Origin of the sequence: Thalassovita taeanensis, assembly GCF_900110775.1 — a bacterium.
Classification (GTDB): Bacteria; Pseudomonadota; Alphaproteobacteria; order Rhodobacterales; family Rhodobacteraceae; genus Litorimicrobium; species Litorimicrobium taeanense.
This window is the reverse complement of the sequence record NZ_FOEP01000015.1, coordinates 34,963-49,976: the sequence shown is the minus strand read 5'-3', so window position 1 is coordinate 49,976 and position 15,014 is coordinate 34,963. Positions and strand designations below refer to the sequence as shown.

At 53.0% G+C, this 15,014-nt stretch carries 17 protein-coding genes; 8 read left to right on the top strand and 9 right to left on the bottom strand.

Annotated features, from left to right (window positions below; translation table 11 throughout):
- Positions 1 to 2 precede the first annotated feature (2 nt).
- Positions 3 to 1,067 carry a heat-inducible transcriptional repressor HrcA gene (hrcA, locus tag BSF79_RS16345; RefSeq protein WP_090270944.1) on the bottom strand — a complete coding sequence of 355 codons (1,065 nt, stop codon included), beginning with the start codon at positions 1,065 to 1,067 and terminating at the stop codon, positions 3 to 5.
- Positions 1,068 to 1,181: 114 nt separating this feature from the next.
- Between hrcA and rph the strand changes: the two genes are divergently transcribed.
- Genes rph through BSF79_RS16325 form a run of 4 tightly spaced genes read left to right on the top strand, consistent with a single transcriptional unit; the run spans position 1,182 to position 4,004 of the window.
- Positions 1,182 to 1,898 (top strand): ribonuclease PH, encoded by a 717-nt coding sequence (rph, locus tag BSF79_RS16340; RefSeq protein WP_090270901.1) that lies wholly within the window; start codon positions 1,182 to 1,184, stop codon positions 1,896 to 1,898.
- Positions 1,891 to 2,499 carry an RdgB/HAM1 family non-canonical purine NTP pyrophosphatase gene (gene rdgB, locus BSF79_RS16335; RefSeq protein ID WP_090270900.1) on the top strand — a complete coding sequence of 203 codons (609 nt, stop codon included), beginning with the start codon at positions 1,891 to 1,893 and terminating at the stop codon, positions 2,497 to 2,499. The genes rph and rdgB overlap by 8 nt, the downstream gene beginning before the upstream one ends.
- Positions 2,492 to 3,649, top strand: coding sequence for a radical SAM family heme chaperone HemW (hemW, locus tag BSF79_RS16330; RefSeq protein ID WP_090270899.1), 1,158 nt, complete (start codon positions 2,492 to 2,494; stop codon positions 3,647 to 3,649). The genes rdgB and hemW overlap by 8 nt, the downstream gene beginning before the upstream one ends.
- A 1-nt stretch (position 3,650) precedes the next feature.
- Entirely contained in the window at positions 3,651 to 4,004 is a 354-nt protein-coding gene (locus BSF79_RS16325; RefSeq protein ID WP_090270898.1) for a YbaN family protein, read from the top strand.
- On the opposite strand, the gene BSF79_RS16320 is transcribed toward BSF79_RS16325, so the two are convergent.
- From BSF79_RS16320 to hemJ, 7 genes are all read right to left on the bottom strand, one after another.
- Positions 3,994 to 4,905, bottom strand: coding sequence for a ParB/RepB/Spo0J family partition protein (locus tag BSF79_RS16320; RefSeq protein WP_090270897.1), 912 nt, complete (start codon positions 4,903 to 4,905; stop codon positions 3,994 to 3,996). The genes BSF79_RS16325 and BSF79_RS16320 overlap by 11 nt on opposite strands.
- Before the next feature lie 13 nt (positions 4,906 to 4,918).
- Positions 4,919 to 5,728: a ParA family protein gene (locus BSF79_RS16315; protein ID WP_090270896.1), complete on the bottom strand. Its 810-nt coding sequence runs from the start codon at positions 5,726 to 5,728 to the stop codon at positions 4,919 to 4,921.
- Positions 5,721 to 6,326, bottom strand: coding sequence for a 16S rRNA (guanine(527)-N(7))-methyltransferase RsmG (rsmG, locus tag BSF79_RS16310; protein ID WP_245776436.1), 606 nt, complete (start codon positions 6,324 to 6,326; stop codon positions 5,721 to 5,723). The genes BSF79_RS16315 and rsmG overlap by 8 nt, the downstream gene beginning before the upstream one ends.
- Positions 6,326 to 8,203: a tRNA uridine-5-carboxymethylaminomethyl(34) synthesis enzyme MnmG gene (mnmG, locus tag BSF79_RS16305; RefSeq protein ID WP_090270894.1), complete on the bottom strand. Its 1,878-nt coding sequence runs from the start codon at positions 8,201 to 8,203 to the stop codon at positions 6,326 to 6,328. Before mnmG ends, rsmG begins: the two co-directional genes overlap by 1 nt.
- A 3-nt stretch (positions 8,204 to 8,206) precedes the next feature.
- Positions 8,207 to 9,493, bottom strand: coding sequence for a tRNA uridine-5-carboxymethylaminomethyl(34) synthesis GTPase MnmE (gene mnmE / locus BSF79_RS16300; protein ID WP_090270893.1), 1,287 nt, complete (start codon positions 9,491 to 9,493; stop codon positions 8,207 to 8,209).
- 30 nt (positions 9,494 to 9,523) lie between these two features.
- Positions 9,524 to 10,795 (bottom strand): transcription termination factor Rho, encoded by a 1,272-nt coding sequence (gene rho, locus BSF79_RS16295; protein ID WP_090270892.1) that lies wholly within the window; start codon positions 10,793 to 10,795, stop codon positions 9,524 to 9,526.
- 118 nt (positions 10,796 to 10,913) lie between these two features.
- On the bottom strand, positions 10,914 to 11,363 hold the full coding sequence (gene hemJ, locus BSF79_RS16290) for a protoporphyrinogen oxidase HemJ (protein ID WP_090270891.1): 450 nt from the start codon (positions 11,361 to 11,363) through the stop codon (positions 10,914 to 10,916).
- Positions 11,364 to 11,785: 422 nt separating this feature from the next.
- Here hemJ and BSF79_RS16285 point away from each other — a divergent pair, with 422 nt between their 5' ends.
- From BSF79_RS16285 to dnaQ, 4 genes are read left to right on the top strand one after another with little or no spacing between them, the layout of a single operon-like run.
- A complete protein-coding gene (locus tag BSF79_RS16285; protein WP_090270890.1) occupies positions 11,786 to 12,385 on the top strand; it encodes a Maf family protein in 600 nt (199 codons plus the stop codon).
- Complete coding sequence (locus tag BSF79_RS16280; RefSeq protein WP_090270889.1) at positions 12,382 to 13,215, top strand: shikimate dehydrogenase; 834 nt, start codon at positions 12,382 to 12,384, stop codon at positions 13,213 to 13,215. The genes BSF79_RS16285 and BSF79_RS16280 overlap by 4 nt, the downstream gene beginning before the upstream one ends.
- Positions 13,212 to 13,805 (top strand): dephospho-CoA kinase, encoded by a 594-nt coding sequence (coaE, locus tag BSF79_RS16275; protein ID WP_090270888.1) that lies wholly within the window; start codon positions 13,212 to 13,214, stop codon positions 13,803 to 13,805. Before BSF79_RS16280 ends, coaE begins: the two co-directional genes overlap by 4 nt.
- On the top strand, positions 13,798 to 14,493 hold the full coding sequence (gene dnaQ, locus BSF79_RS16270) for a DNA polymerase III subunit epsilon (RefSeq protein WP_090270887.1): 696 nt from the start codon (positions 13,798 to 13,800) through the stop codon (positions 14,491 to 14,493). The genes coaE and dnaQ overlap by 8 nt, the downstream gene beginning before the upstream one ends.
- On the opposite strand, the gene secB is transcribed toward dnaQ, so the two are convergent.
- Positions 14,490 to 14,981, bottom strand: a complete 492-nt coding sequence (gene secB / locus BSF79_RS16265) for a protein-export chaperone SecB (protein ID WP_090270886.1) — start codon at positions 14,979 to 14,981, stop codon at positions 14,490 to 14,492. The genes dnaQ and secB overlap by 4 nt on opposite strands.
- Between the last annotated feature and the right edge of the window lie 33 nt (positions 14,982 to 15,014).

Here is a 15,014-nt window from a genome sequence, read left to right as displayed (position 1 = left end):
CTCTAGCTCCGGTCAGACATCAGTTTGCCAACCAGTTGCGCCGTGTAATCCACAATCGGCACAATTCGTCCATAGTTCAGGCGCGTGGGCCCGATGACCCCAACCGCACCGATAATCTTACGATCAGCGTTCATATATGGAGAGACCACCAAAGAGGAACCCGAAAGTGAGAAAAGTTTGTTCTCGGAACCAATAAAAATGCGCACACCGTCGCCCTGTTCGGTCAGATCCAGAAAATCGGCGATGTCCCGCTTTCGTTCAAGATCATCAAACAGGGTTCTTATCCGCTCAAGGTCCTCTTCCCCGCCCTCTGCCTGAAGCAAATTTGATCGGCCTCGCACGATCAACCTTTCGTGGCGCTCGCCTTCATCCTCCCAGACAGCCATGCCGCTTTCCACCAGATCGCGGGCCAACCCGTCAATCTCTTGCCGACGCACAAGTATCTCGTGCCGAATAGCGGTACTGAGATCAGATAGCGTTTTGCCCTCGATCAGAGAGTTTAGGAAATTGGCCGCCTCGCGCATAGACGAGGGGGTTTGCCCGGCAGGAGGTGTGAACAGCCGGTTTTCAACGTTGCCATCCGCAAATACCAAGACAACAAGCGCCCTGTCTTGCGCGAGCGAAACAAATTCAACATGCTTGATCGGTGCTTCGCGCTTGGGCGCCAAAACCAAAGACGCACCGCGCGTGACGCCAGAGAGAGCCGTGCTGACCCGATCCAAGAGCCCACCAACATGATGCGCATTTGCGTTGAGCGTTTCATCAATTTTTTGCCGATCCTGGACGTCAAGATCGCGAACCTCCAGCAGACCATCTACAAACATGCGCAGGCCCATTTGCGTGGGTACGCGCCCGGCAGAAATGTGCGGGCTTCCCAGAAGCCCCATATGTTCCAAGTCCTGCATGACATTTCTGATTGTCGCGGCGCTGACTTGTTCGTTCATGGACCGTGTAAGCGTACGCGACCCCACTGGGTCTCCGCTTGCAAGATAGCTTTCGACCACGCGCCGGAAAACCTCGCGCGAGCGGTCGTTCATCTCTTCCAGAATGTTCGCGCCTTCTTTCATAATCATCATCCCATCCAGTGGGCCATTAAAGAGGATGAGCCGCAAAGGTCAATCGGGCTTGCACATAGGCCCGTAGGGCCTGTATCTCCACCGGCAAAGCAAAAGGGGATCACCATGCGGCCGTCCGGAAGAAATCTAAGTGAAATGCGCGCAGTTTCAATCGAAACCGGCGTGACGAAACACGCGGAAGGCTCTTGCATGATCCGCATGGGCGACACCCATGTTCTTTGTACTGCCACGATCGAGGATCGCGTACCACCGTTTATCAAGGGCTCTGGGCTGGGATGGGTTACGGCCGAATACGGAATGCTGCCCCGATCCACGACAAGCCGGATGCGCCGCGAAGCTGACATGGGGAAGCAAGGCGGAAGAACTGTTGAAATTCAACGTCTTATCGGAAGGTCTCTGCGCGCGGGCGTTGATCGGGTCGCGTTGGGCGAGCGCCAAATCACGGTGGACTGTGACGTGATACAGGCCGATGGCGGCACGCGTTGCGCGTCGATTACCGGCGGTTGGGTCGCGCTGCGTCTTGCCGTGGACAAGCTGATGAAAACTGGGCAGGTTACAACTGATCCGCTGATCGAGCCCGTCGCAGCGGTAAGCTGCGGTATCTATGCAGGTCAGCCGGTGCTTGATCTGGACTATCCCGAGGACAGCGAGGCCGGGGTTGACGGAAACTTCATTATGCTGGCGAGCCACCGCCTGATAGAAGTGCAGATGTCGGCCGAGGGCGCAACGTATTCCCGCGACCAAATGAACCAGCTTCTGGATCTGGCAGAAAAGGGTGTGGGCGAATTGGTAGCGGCGCAAAGGACAGCAGTCGATGCGTAAATTCACGGGCGATAAGCTGATTCTGGCGAGTCACAACGCTGGAAAGCTGCGTGAAATTTCTGAACTGCTTGCGCCCTTTGGCATCACCATCTCTTCTGCCGCCGAGCATGGGCTGGAAGAGCCGGACGAGACTGAAGACACCTTCGCGGGGAATGCCCGTCTTAAGGCGCATTTCGCGGCCCAAGCCACAGGGCTGCCAGCGTTGTCAGACGACAGCGGTATCACGGTTGAAGCTCTGGACGGAGCACCCGGTGTCTATACTGCGGATTGGGCAGAAACACCAAACGGCCGCGACTTTCCTATGGCAATGGAAAAAGTTTGGACTCTGCTGGAAGCGAAGCGAGCCCTCCTTCCCCGGAACGCGGCCTTTCACTGCACCCTTTGTCTGGCTTGGCCAGATGGGCATGATGAAGTTTTCGAAGGTCGTGTAGACGGGCAAGTCGTCTGGCCTATGCGTGGGCAGAACGGGTTCGGGTTTGATCCCGTCTTTTTGCCAAATGGAGAGGTCGAAACCTTTGGCGAAATGGATCCCGCACGCAAGCATCGCATGAGTCATAGAACAGACGCCTTTACTAAGCTCGTTCAGGGTTGCTTTGGCTGAGGATTGGGAACAAGGAGGCTTTGGCCTTTATATCCATTGGCCTTTTTGTCAGGCCAAATGCCCCTACTGCGACTTCAACAGCCATGTGGCTCGCGAGGTCGATCAAAGGCGCTGGCTCAAAGCCTATATTTCTGAAATTGACAGATATGCGGCTTTGGTGCCGCATCGTGTCCTGACCTCGGTCTTCTTTGGCGGCGGAACGCCCAGCCTGATGAACCCTGACGTTGTGCATGGCGTTCTGGATCGTATTCGCCATCACTGGCCCGTCGCCAATAGTTTAGAGGTCACATTAGAAGCCAACCCGGGATCGGTCGACGCCGGTCGGTTTCGAGGGTATGCCGACGCCGGCGTTAATCGCGTGTCCATGGGCATTCAGGCTCTAAACAACGCCGATTTACGCCGTTTGGGCCGTATTCACACCGTCGAAGAAGCCCGCGCGGCGTTTGATATCGCACGTTCTCAGTTCGAGCGTGTCAGCTTTGACCTCATCTATGCTCGTCAGGACCAAACTCTGGACGCGTGGAAAGACGAACTGAAACAGGCGCTCTCCATGGCGATTGATCACCTTTCCCTTTACCAATTGACGATCGAGAGCGGTACCGCATTTGGGGACAGGTATGATCGCGGTCTTCTGCGCGGCCTCCCCGAAGACGACATTTCAGCTGACATGTATATTGCCACGCAAGACATCTGCGGCACCGTCGGCATGGAAGCCTATGAGGTCTCTAACCACGCCAAACCAGGCGCGGAGTCGCGACACAACAATATATACTGGCGCTATGGCGATTATCTTGGCATCGGCCCAGGTGCTCATGGCCGCATGACGCTCAATGGACAGCGCCATGCGACCGAGGCATGGTCGAACCCCAACAAATGGCTGGAGCGGGTCGAGCAAGGAAACGGGGAAAAGTTACTCCAACGTATAGAGTTGCGCGATCAAGCCAGCGAGTTCCTGATGATGGGGCTCCGACTTTCTTCCGGGATTGATATCCATCGCTACGAAGCCTTGTCCGGAAGCCCCTTGAATCCCACCAACGTGAGCTATCTTGAGGATCTTGGGATGCTTCAATCTCGAAGCGGCATGGTTTGCGTCACACCCTCTGGGCGCATGGTCTTAAATGCTGTTCTAAAAGAACTATTGGCGGATTGAGATGAGACTGATCTGGGGTATTTTAGGGCTAGTTAGTGTCGGATTTGGCTTGGTCGGAGTATTTCTTCCGTTGCTACCCACAGTCCCCTTCATGCTACTCGCGGCATTTTGCTTTGCGAGATCAAGCGAACGGATGCATGCATGGCTGATCACTCATCCGGTGTTCGGGCCGTCGATCCTAGATTGGCAAGAACGAGGTGCAATTCAACCAAAAGCAAAGAAAATTGCGACCGTATCCATCGTATTTGTCTTCGCAATATCTTTGATCATGGGACTCAAGCCCATGATCTTGATAATTCAGGCTGTGACTCTCGCTTCCGTGCTAGTGTTTATCTGGAGCCGCCCTAGCGCATAGCCGACAGCATTCGACACAACTCATCCAGCTCATCAAGAGATCCATAAGAAACAGTCACTTTTCCCGATTCTTGACCGGGATCGTGATCAATTGAGATCTTCATTCCAAGCGCGGCCGAAAGATCACCCTCCAGCGCACGCGTATCAGCGTCTTTATTCACCTGTGGCTTAGGGGCATTCCGCGGCATGCTTTCGTCGTCAAAAATATTACTCACGGGTTTCTTGGCGAGCTTTTCAGTATCCCTCACAGACAAGCCTGAATGAATGACCTTTTTTGCCAGCGTGACGGGATCATCCGACGTAATCAATGCACGCGCATGGCCGGCGGTTAGTTTCCCGTCGCGCACGTATTCCTGAACCTCATCTGGCAACTGAAGCAGGCGCACCAAATTCGCAATATAGCTGCGACTTTTTCCCAGAACATCAGACAGCTTTTCCTGAGTGTGGCCAAACTTTTCCATCAGCTGCTTATATCCAAGCGCCTCTTCCACTGCGTTCAGATCCGAACGCTGAACGTTTTCGATGATGGCGATTTCAAGAACTTCGGTATCATTAAAGTCCCGTACAATCACCGGAATCGTATGCTGCATCGCCATTTGCGCGGCACGCCAGCGTCGTTCCCCTGCTACAATCTCGTAAATTTCAGCATTTCCCGGCTTTTGCCTGACGATCAGTGGCTGAATAATCCCCTTTTCTCTGATCGAGGCCGCAAGCTCCTCCATTTGGTCCTGGGTGAACGTACGACGAGGCTGATCGGGATTCGGCTGCACCCTCTCGATCGGAACCATAAGGTCTGCGCGGCGTGCCTGCGTTGACTCCGGTGCGGCCTGCGGGGAAACGTCCGCCATCAACGCAGAAAGTCCGCGACCCAAGCCTCGGGTTTTTTGAATCTTATCGGTCATATTTTCTCCTGCGTCACGCTACCGCGCGAATATTTTTCGACAGCAATTCCTGCGCGAGCTGCAAATACGCCCGAGCACCCTTGGAGTTTGGATCATAATCCAAAACCGAAACCGCATAGGATGGTGCTTCGCTGACGCGCACATTGCGCGGAATCACGGTGTCAAACACCAATTCACCAAGGTTGCTGCGCGCGTCAGCTTCCACCTGTTGCGAAAGATTATTCCGAGCATCATACATTGTCAGAACAACTCCTTCAATCCGAAGCGCCTTGTTCGCGGTTTGCCTCACCTCGCGAATTGTCAGCATTAGTTGTGACAAGCCCTCAAGCGCGAAAAACTCTGACTGAAGCGGAACGAGGACAGAATGCGCAGCCACCATTGCGTTAACCGTCAGTAGGTTGAGCGAAGGAGGACAATCGATCAGAATAAAATCGTAAGCGTAGCTGTCCATCGCGTGCTGCCGAAGCGCATCATACAACAGGAAGCTTCTCTTCTCATTTGAAATCAACTCGATATCCGCCGAGCTTAAATCTACCGTAGCAGGAACAATGCTCAGACCTTCTGTTTTCGTGGGCTGAATGACGCGACCAAGATCGATGTCCTCCAGAAGAAGTTCGTATGTCGTGAACTCTCGGTCTTCGGTTTCGATCCCGAGGCCTGTGGAAGCATTCCCTTGTGGATCGAGGTCAATAATCAGCACCCGGCAGCCCTTAGAGGCCAAAGCGGCACCCAAATTTATCGTAGTGGTCGTTTTCCCAACGCCGCCTTTTTGATTTGCAACTGCGATAATTTTGGGGCTGGGCGGGCGAGTTGGATCAGACATTTCGGATATTCCATACCTTTAGAACAACGGCACCAGAGTCTGTTTTACTAGTATTACGCTCCACCTCAAATGACCATGACGTCTGCGCATCATGAAGCTCTTTTTCCCAGCTTTCGCCCTTTAGAAATAGAGCTGTGCCTGTAGATTTTAGGTGACGCGCCGCGAAGCCCACCAAGGTCGTCAAGTCGGCAAGCGCCCTGGCTGAAACAACGTCAACATTTAGGGGTTCCAGCGCCTCAATTCTTGCGTCAAGAACCTGCACCGCTATTCCAGTCTCGCGCGCCACGGTGCGTAAAAATGCCGCTTTTCGTTGGTCGCTTTCTACCAGTGTAACAGCCAATTCGGGCGTCTTTTCAGCGGCAAGAATTGCGACAACAAGCCCCGGAAATCCCCCTCCACTTCCAAAATCTGCCCATGAGCCTGCGCCCTCGTGTATCTCACGGAAAATTTGCGCGGAATCCAAAAAGTGTCGGCCCCAAATATCCGCAATCGTGGATTTTCCGACAAGGTTAATTTTTGGGTTCCATTTCTCCAACACTGCAGCATAGATATTTAGCCGCACTATTGTTTCACGTGAAACATCCTGCCCAAGCAAAATCACGCAATCTTCTCTCTTTTTGCCTGCCGCAGCTTCGCCAGAAGCAGCGTTAGAGCGGCTGGTGTCATTCCTTCGACACGGCCTGCCTGCCCCAAGTTTTCCGGCCTCGCGCGCCCCAACTTCACTTTGAGCTCATTCGACAGCCCATCTATCGCATCGAAATCGAATGTTGGCAGGATTTTATGCTGCTCATCCCGCTTTACCGCATCCACATCACGCTGCTGGCGCTCGATATAGTTTGCGTAAAGCGCATCCTTTGCAAGCTGGTCTCTGGCTTCGTCATCGATATCAGATAGCCCAAGATCCAATTTCAGCAAAGTCTCAAAGCCAACGTCAGGGAAAGCCAGAATTTGAAACGGCGAGCGGCGAGCACCGTCCTGCTTAACCGCTAAACCAGCATCAGCCAACTGACGAGACGAATAAGTCGTGCTTTGTAAACGTGACTTTCCCGCCTCAAGTCGCTCCATCTTATCTCTAAACTGGGCACGCCGGGTCTCGCCAACACACCCCAACTCCAACCCCTTTGGGGTGAGTCTCTGATCAGCGTTATCCGCACGGAGCGAGAGCCGAAATTCCGCGCGCGAGGTAAACATTCGATATGGCTCAGTAACCCCACGAGTCACTAGGTCGTCCAACATCACACCAATATAGCTGTCTGCGCGGCTAAAAGTTATTGTATCTCTTTTCAACGACTCCGCAGCCGCGCTCAAGCCGGCGACCAAGCCCTGGGCAGCAGCCTCTTCATATCCCGTGGTCCCGTTGATTTGCCCAGCTAGGAATAAGCCAGAAACAGACTTCACGGCCAAGCGCGTATCAAGCGCCCGCGGATCGACAAAGTCATATTCTATCGCATATCCTGGCTGCATGATTTCTGCCTTTTCAAGTCCGAATATAGAACGCACATACTCGCACTGGACATCTTCAGGCAAAGACGTAGAGATCCCATTTGGATAGACCGTATAATCATCAAGACCTTCGGGTTCCAAAAAAACCTGATGGGAAGCTTTGTCTGCAAATCGAACGACCTTATCCTCGATCGATGGACAATAACGTGGACCTACCCCTTCAATATGTCCGCCGTACATTGCCGAACGGCTTAGGTTCCGTTGGATAATTTCGTGCGTGTGCTCGTTGGTATGGGTAATTCCGCACGAAACCTGACGAACAAACGGCGCGCGGGAAAGGAACGAAAACATCACTGGGTCGTTATCCCCCGGTTGCGTTTCAAGCTTGTCCCAGTCAATCGTTCGCCCATCAAGGCGCGGTGGTGTCCCTGTCTTCAATCGTCCGAGAGGCAAGCCAAAGGCATCTATGCGCTCGGCCAGTTTGACTGAAGGGCGATCCCCCATACGCCCTCCGGGGCGTTGTTTGCTTCCAATATGGATCACACCACGTAGAAAAGTTCCGGTTGTAAGCACTACAGAAGCTGCCGAAACTTCACTCCCATCAGCCAGTACCACCCCGGAAACGCGTGTGCTTTCGATCAGAAAGTCTACGACCTCGCCTTCCAAAATTGTCAGTTTTTCCTGACTTTCGGTTACTGCAAGCATAGCTTCGCGGTAGAGTCTACGATCTGACTGCGTTCTAGGCCCTTGCACCGCGGGGCCCTTTCTTCGATTCAGCAACCGAAATTGAATACCCGAAACGTCAGCTACGCGGCCCATCACGCCATCCATCGCGTCAATCTCGCGCACCAGATGGCCTTTTCCCAACCCGCCGATGGCGGGGTTGCACGACATCACGCCAATACCAAGCTTTGTTAACGTTATAAGTGCGGTGCGAGCGCCCATGCGTGCAGAAGCGTGCGCGGCCTCTGCACCCGCGTGACCGCCACCAACAACGACTACATCGAAGTCGAATTGTTTCACGTGAAACACTCCTCACTTTCCAACACAAAAGCTGGAAAAAATCTCATCTAACAGGTTTTCCACATCGACACGACCAACAAGAGAATCAAGTGCTCGTATGGCAGTTCGAAGCTCTTCCGCTGCGATATCTGTCATATCTTCCTCCATTGACACCAAGCCGAGAGAGTTATTCATTGCTTCGACCGCACGAACCATTGCCAGCCGGTGACGTTCACGGGTAGCAACACCGATTGAAGCAGCACGCAACGATAAACGACACGAGATTTTTTCTATCAGATTCGCGATGCCTTCGCCACTAAGCCCTGAGATCGCGCCATCTTTATTTAACAACAGATCCGCTTTAGCTCGAAGAATAATATCATCTGGCTGAGGTTCAAAATCTGGGCGCTCACCCCCTTCGACCAAAAACACTCTTAGATCCGCCTGAGCAGCTCTTTGCCTCGCCCGTGCGATCCCGATCTCTTCTACCTTGTCTCGCGTATCGCGCAACCCGGCGGTATCAAGCAAAGTTACCGGTAGCCCTGCGAGATCCATACGAACCTCGATCACGTCACGCGTGGTTCCGGCGTATTCCGAGGTTATTGCAGCTTCTCGTCCAGATAGAGCGTTCAACAAGGTAGATTTACCTACATTTGGTGCCCCAACAATTGCGACCTCAAATCCCTCTCGAACGCGTTCGGCTGATTTTACGCCCTCGATTTCCGAAATCAATGCGGCCAATGTGCCATTGAGAAGACTTTTTACTTCCGGCGATACATCAACCGGCACGTCCTCATCTACGAAGTCTATCGTCGCTTCCAACAACGCTGCAGCACGTATCAAATCTCGTCGCCAAATTTCTGCGCGCTTGCCAAGATCTCCGGACAAAACACGAAGGGCCTGCCGACGCTGAGCTTCGGTTTCGGCATCGATAAGATCAGCAAGCCCTTCAACCTGCGCCAAATCCAAACGCCCGTTTTCTAGCGCACGTCGGGTAAATTCGCCTGGTTCTGCTGTACGTAGCCCTTCCATGTCTCCAAGTGTTTTTAACACTGAGGCAACGACTGCGATGCTACCATGTAACTGAAATTCGACTACGAGCTCTCCGGTGAAGCTTGATTTGTCGGGGAATGCCAATACCAACGCTTCATCGAGACGAACGCCCTGGGGATCTTTTAGAACACGCAAACCAGCGACTCTGCTCTGGGGCAAAGATCCTGCCAGCTCGCGCCCAGCCGCATGCGCTAAAGGACCGGAAACGCGGATCACCGCGACACCAGCCTTACCATGCGATGTGGCAAGGGAAAATATCGTATCCATTTATTTTATCCTGTTGAATTACAACAGAAATTACCCATTCATCGAGTCGAAGAACTCGCTGTTTGTCTTGGTTTGCTTCAGCTTGGAGATCAGGAATTCAATCGCGTCAGTTGTTCCCATCGGATTAAGAATACGACGCAAAACGAAGGTTTTTTGCAGGTCCTTTGGATCGACCAGCAGCTCTTCTTTTCGGGTTCCGGACTTAAGAATGTCCATCGCCGGGAAGACACGTTTATCCGCAACCTTACGATCTAGAATGATCTCGGAGTTGCCAGTGCCTTTGAATTCTTCGAAGATCACCTCATCCATCCGGCTGCCTGTGTCGATCAGAGCGGTGGCGATGATAGTCAACGAACCGCCCTCTTCGATATTTCGCGCTGCACCAAAAAAGCGCTTCGGTCGCTGCAGCGCATTAGCATCCACGCCACCTGTCAGCACTTTACCCGACGACGGCACAACAGTGTTGAACGCGCGCCCCAAGCGTGTGATCGAATCCAGAAGAATAACAACGTCGCGTTTGTGCTCGACCAAACGCTTCGCCTTTTCAATAACCATTTCCGACACAGCAACATGGCGCGTTGCAGGCTCATCGAAGGTCGAGGATACAACCTCTCCTTTCACCGAACGCTGCATATCGGTCACTTCTTCAGGCCGCTCATCGATGAGCAGAACAATCAGATAGATCTCAGGGTGGTTCACCTCGATGGACCGGGCGATATTCTGCAACAGAACTGTTTTACCGGTCCGCGGCGGAGCCACGATCAACGACCGCTGGCCTTTACCGATGGGTGCAACCAAATCAATGATCCGTGCAGAGCGGTCTTTGATCGTGGGGTCTTCGATCTCCATCTTAAGCCGCTCGTCAGGGTAAAGCGGCGTGAGGTTATCGAAGGCGATCTTGTGACGTGCCTTCTCAGGATCTTCGAAGTTGATACTCTCTACCCTTGTCAGGGCGAAATAGCGCTCTTCTCCCTCAGGTGACTTAATTACGCCTTCAATCGTGTCACCGGTCCGCAACGCGTGCTGGCGGATCATCTCTGGTGAAACATAAATATCGTCTGGGCCGGGAAGATAGTTTGCCGAAGGCGATCGTAAAAATCCAAACCCGTCCTGAAGAACCTCAAGAACACCATCGCCACCAACGATCCAATCCTCATCCGCCATTTCGCGCAGAATCTGAAACATCATCTCGCCCTTACGCATGGTAGAGGCGTTTTCGATCTCAAGCTCTTCAGCCATAGAAAGAAGGTCTTTGGGGCTTTTTGCCTTAAGCTCGGACAGATTGAGGCGTTCTTCGGTCATCGGAATATCCTAGATCAGCCGACAAGCGGCATGCGATCATTTTTGTCATGGAAAATAGTCCCCCGAACGGGGGCTTGACCCGCGATATATGCTCCCCCGCAGTGTGAGTCAATTCCGATCAGAATTTCACCACAACGGACAGAACAATCAACACCATCAGCACGGTCGGGACTTCGTTCATCATTCGGTATTGCCGCCCGGTGAAACGGTTCTGCCCAGTGCTGAAATCCTTGCGCCGACGGCCCAGCCATTCATGGCACCAAGTCATACCGAGAATTCCAACCAGTTTGGTGTATGGCCAGACCGAGGACCAATCCACTATTCCTGGCGTTAACACTAAGGTCAGGCCAAATATCCAGGTGGTAATCATGGCCGGCGTCATAATTACCTTAAAAAGCTTCTCTTCCATAACCTGATAGGTCACGTCCAACTGATCGCCTGCGAACGATTTCTCGGTATGGTAGACAAAAAGCCGAGGCAAATAGAACATCCCTGCCATCCATGAAATCACGGCCATGATATGGATGGATTTCGTCCATGGATACAAGGTGGCTAGGATATCGCCCATGAGTTCTCTCATTCTCGTGTTCAGTCTTACTTAATAATAATTAAAGAAAAGAGAAAGGATGATGATGATTTAGGTAGGTCAAAAACCGGGGATTACCTATTTTTCCTGTGGCTTACCAACAGACAACTTCGAATGTTGATAACTTTTTTATTTTGGCTGTATTGTCCGTGTCAAAACCTAAATTTGTATTTAGTATCAAAATTCTAGCATCCTGGACGACGGTTAAGAGAATGGGGATAAATCGTGAAGAAGTCCGGAAAAACAGCATTTTCGCACGTACAGAGAGTTATCCTTACCCCAAGGGTATAACTGGAGAGCTATCGACCCGGAAAGTGGCGAAAAACTGTGCCTTGCAATGATGGCGTTAAATATCCAGTAATCATCCCTAACGTACAGTTTCCACTATCCACTGGATTATCCACATGCCGCAACGTCTGGTCCTTGCCTCTGGCTCTGAAATCCGTCAGCGGCTGCTGCGGAATGCGAATGTCCAGTTTGATGTAGAGGTCGCGCGCGTAGATGAAGATATGCTGCGCCGTTCCCTATGTTCTGAAGGTGCAAAGCCGCGCGATGTTGCAGATGCGCTGGCCGAAATAAAGGCGTTGAAAATCAGCGAAAAAAACCCGGGTGCGTTGGTGATCGGCTGTGATCAGGTGCTGGATTTTGATGGCAAGATAATGTCAAAACCGCAAACAGTCGACGAAGCGCATGCCCAACTGACCGCGTTGCGGGGTCAGCGCCACAGTCTTTTGTCCGCAGCTGTGATCTGCGAGGATGGGCAGCCCATATGGCGTCATGTCGGACATGTGCGCCTGAGGATGCGGGAATTTTCCGATGATTACCTCTCGGGCTATCTTGATCGGAACTGGCCTGAGATACGGCATTGTGTTGGAGCTTACAAATTGGAAGAAGAAGGCGTCAGGTTGTTTTCTCGGGTCGAAGGCGACTATTTTACAGTACTGGGCCTGCCCCTATTCGAACTCCTATCCTATTTGACGCTACGCGGAGAGCTGCAAACATGACACAGCAACATATCCCACTCGCTGGCGTGATCGGATCGCCTATCGCGCATTCTAAGTCTCCACAACTGCATGGATATTGGCTGAAAACTCATGGTATCGCGGGTCACTATATCCCGATGGAGGTCGCGCCCGAGGATCTTGAAACCGTTTTGCGGACCCTGCCCAAAATGGGGTTTGTCGGGGTGAATATCACGGTCCCGCATAAAGTCGCTGTTTTGGATATTGCCGATCTGGTGACAGATCGCGCAACGCTGATCGGGGCTGCAAATACGCTGATTTTCCGCCAGGATGGAAAAATCCACGCGGATAACACTGATGGGTACGGGTTCATCGAAAACCTCAAGCAGAATGCGCCCAACTGGGACCCAACCGCTGGCCCTGCTGCGGTTATGGGGGCGGGTGGCGCCGCGCGCGCGGTTGTCGCCTCGTTGCTTGATGTGGGTGTGCCAGAAATCTTGTTGTCCAATCGGACGCGTATCCGGGCCGAGGTTTTGCAACAGGATTTTGGTGCGCGGGTGAGAGTCGTAGATTGGGTGAAAGTCGGCAATATGCTGGAAGAGGCGGTCACGGTTGTGAATACCACTTCGCTTGGGATGATCGGAAAGCCTGAATTGCGCGTGCCGCTTGATGGCTTGCAAAAAGGCGCTTTAGTCACTGATCTTGTATATGCCCCGCTTCAGACCCGCTTGTTGCGCGAAGCTGAGGAAATGGGCTGCGTCACGGTCGACGGATTGGGAATGCTGATCTATCAGGCGGTTCCCGCTTTCGAGCGCTGGTTTGGTCACCGACCTGACGTTGACGCCAATACGCGCGCGGCCGTTCTACGATGACGTTTAAGCTTGGGCTGACCGGCTCCATTGGGATGGGAAAATCGACAACTGCCAAGCTTCTGGCCGAGGCAGGCTGCGAGATCTGGGACGCAGACGCAGCTGTACATCGTCTCTATTCCACCGGGGGACGCGCAGTTGCCCCGATGCAGGCAGCATTTCCGCAAGCGGTCGAAAACGGTCAGGTCTCGCGTGAGCGTCTGAAGAATATCATCAGCGCGGATCCGACAGCCCTCAAAACTATTGAGGCGATAGTGCATCCCCTTCTCGCTCAGGATCGCATTGATTTCGTTGCAAACGCGACGGCCGATATCCTTGTATTCGATGTGCCGCTGATGTTTGAAACCGGAGGTGACAAACGCATGGATGCCGTGATAGTCGTCTCTGTTCCGGCGGAAACTCAGAGAAAACGGGTCATGGAGCGTGGTACGATGACCACTGAGCAGTTTGAAACCATCCGGTCCAAGCAGATGCCAGATGCCGAGAAGCGCAAACGTGCCGATTACGTCCTGGTCACCGATACGTTCGAGCACGCCCAGGCCCAGGTGAAAGACATATTGGCGGATATTCGCGGGAAGATGACCCATGCGTGAGATCGTACTGGACACCGAAACCACCGGGTTCGAGCCGGATCAGGGCGACCGGATCGTCGAGATCGGCTGCGTCGAGTTGTTCAATCACATGCCGACAGGGCGCACTTTTCATGAATACATCAATCCCGAACGCGCAATGCCGAAATCCGCGTTCGAGGTTCACGGTTTGGGTGATGATTTCCTTCGTGACAAACCGGTATTCGCAAAAGTCGGGCAAAAGTTTCTCGATTTTATCGGCGATGCCAAGCTGGTGATCCACAACGCGGCCTTCGATATGAAGTTCCTGAATGCCGAGTTGAAGTGGATGAAGCTTCGTCAGCTACCGTGGGAGCAGGCAATCGATACGCTGGCCATCGCCCGCAGAAAATTTCCTGGGTCCCCTGCTTCGCTTGATGCGCTATGCCGCAGGTTTGGGATCAATAACGCATCGCGTACGCTGCACGGGGCGTTACTCGATTCCGAAATTCTGGCAGAGGTGTATCTGGAACTGATTGGTGGAAGGCAACCTGATTTTGCCTTGTCCGCCGCCAGCAGCACTCCCAGCACGCCCACGACACTTAAGGATGACTGGCGGCCAATGCCCCGGCCAACCCCGCTTCCCTCACGCCTGAGCGAAAAAGAAGCTGCCGCCCACACGGCCTTTGTCGAGGCGATGGGCGACGGCGCGCTTTGGAAAAAGCTGTCTTAGGAAACCGGAGTGGCCGGTTGTTCGCTGGTCTGACGGCGTGCCAGCTCGGCGCGGTACAGCTGCATGAAGTCGATATTATCAAGGTTCAGTGCCGGGAAGCCACCATCACGGGTGATGTCGCTAACGATACGGCGTAGGAACGGGAACAACATGCGCGGGCACTCAATCAGCAAGAAGGGGTGCATCTGATCTTCTGGCACACCTTCAACGTGGAATAGACCCACATATTCCAGTTCCAGAAGGAACAGCTTGGTCGCGCCATCTTTTGAGCTGGAATCAACAACAAGTTTGATCGTCACTTCGTACTGATGTTCTGCTGCGCGCTTTTTCGCGTCCAGATTGACCTGAACTTTCACGTCCGGCTGGACTTCGCCCTGAGCGCCCTTCTGTGCCAGAATATTCTCGAAAGACATATCCCGGATAAATTGGTTCAGAACGTTCATCTTGATCGCAGTACCCTGCGGCTGCGCAGCACCATTTTCAGCCATTTTACTCTCCTAGGAATGTGTGTTGGACGAATC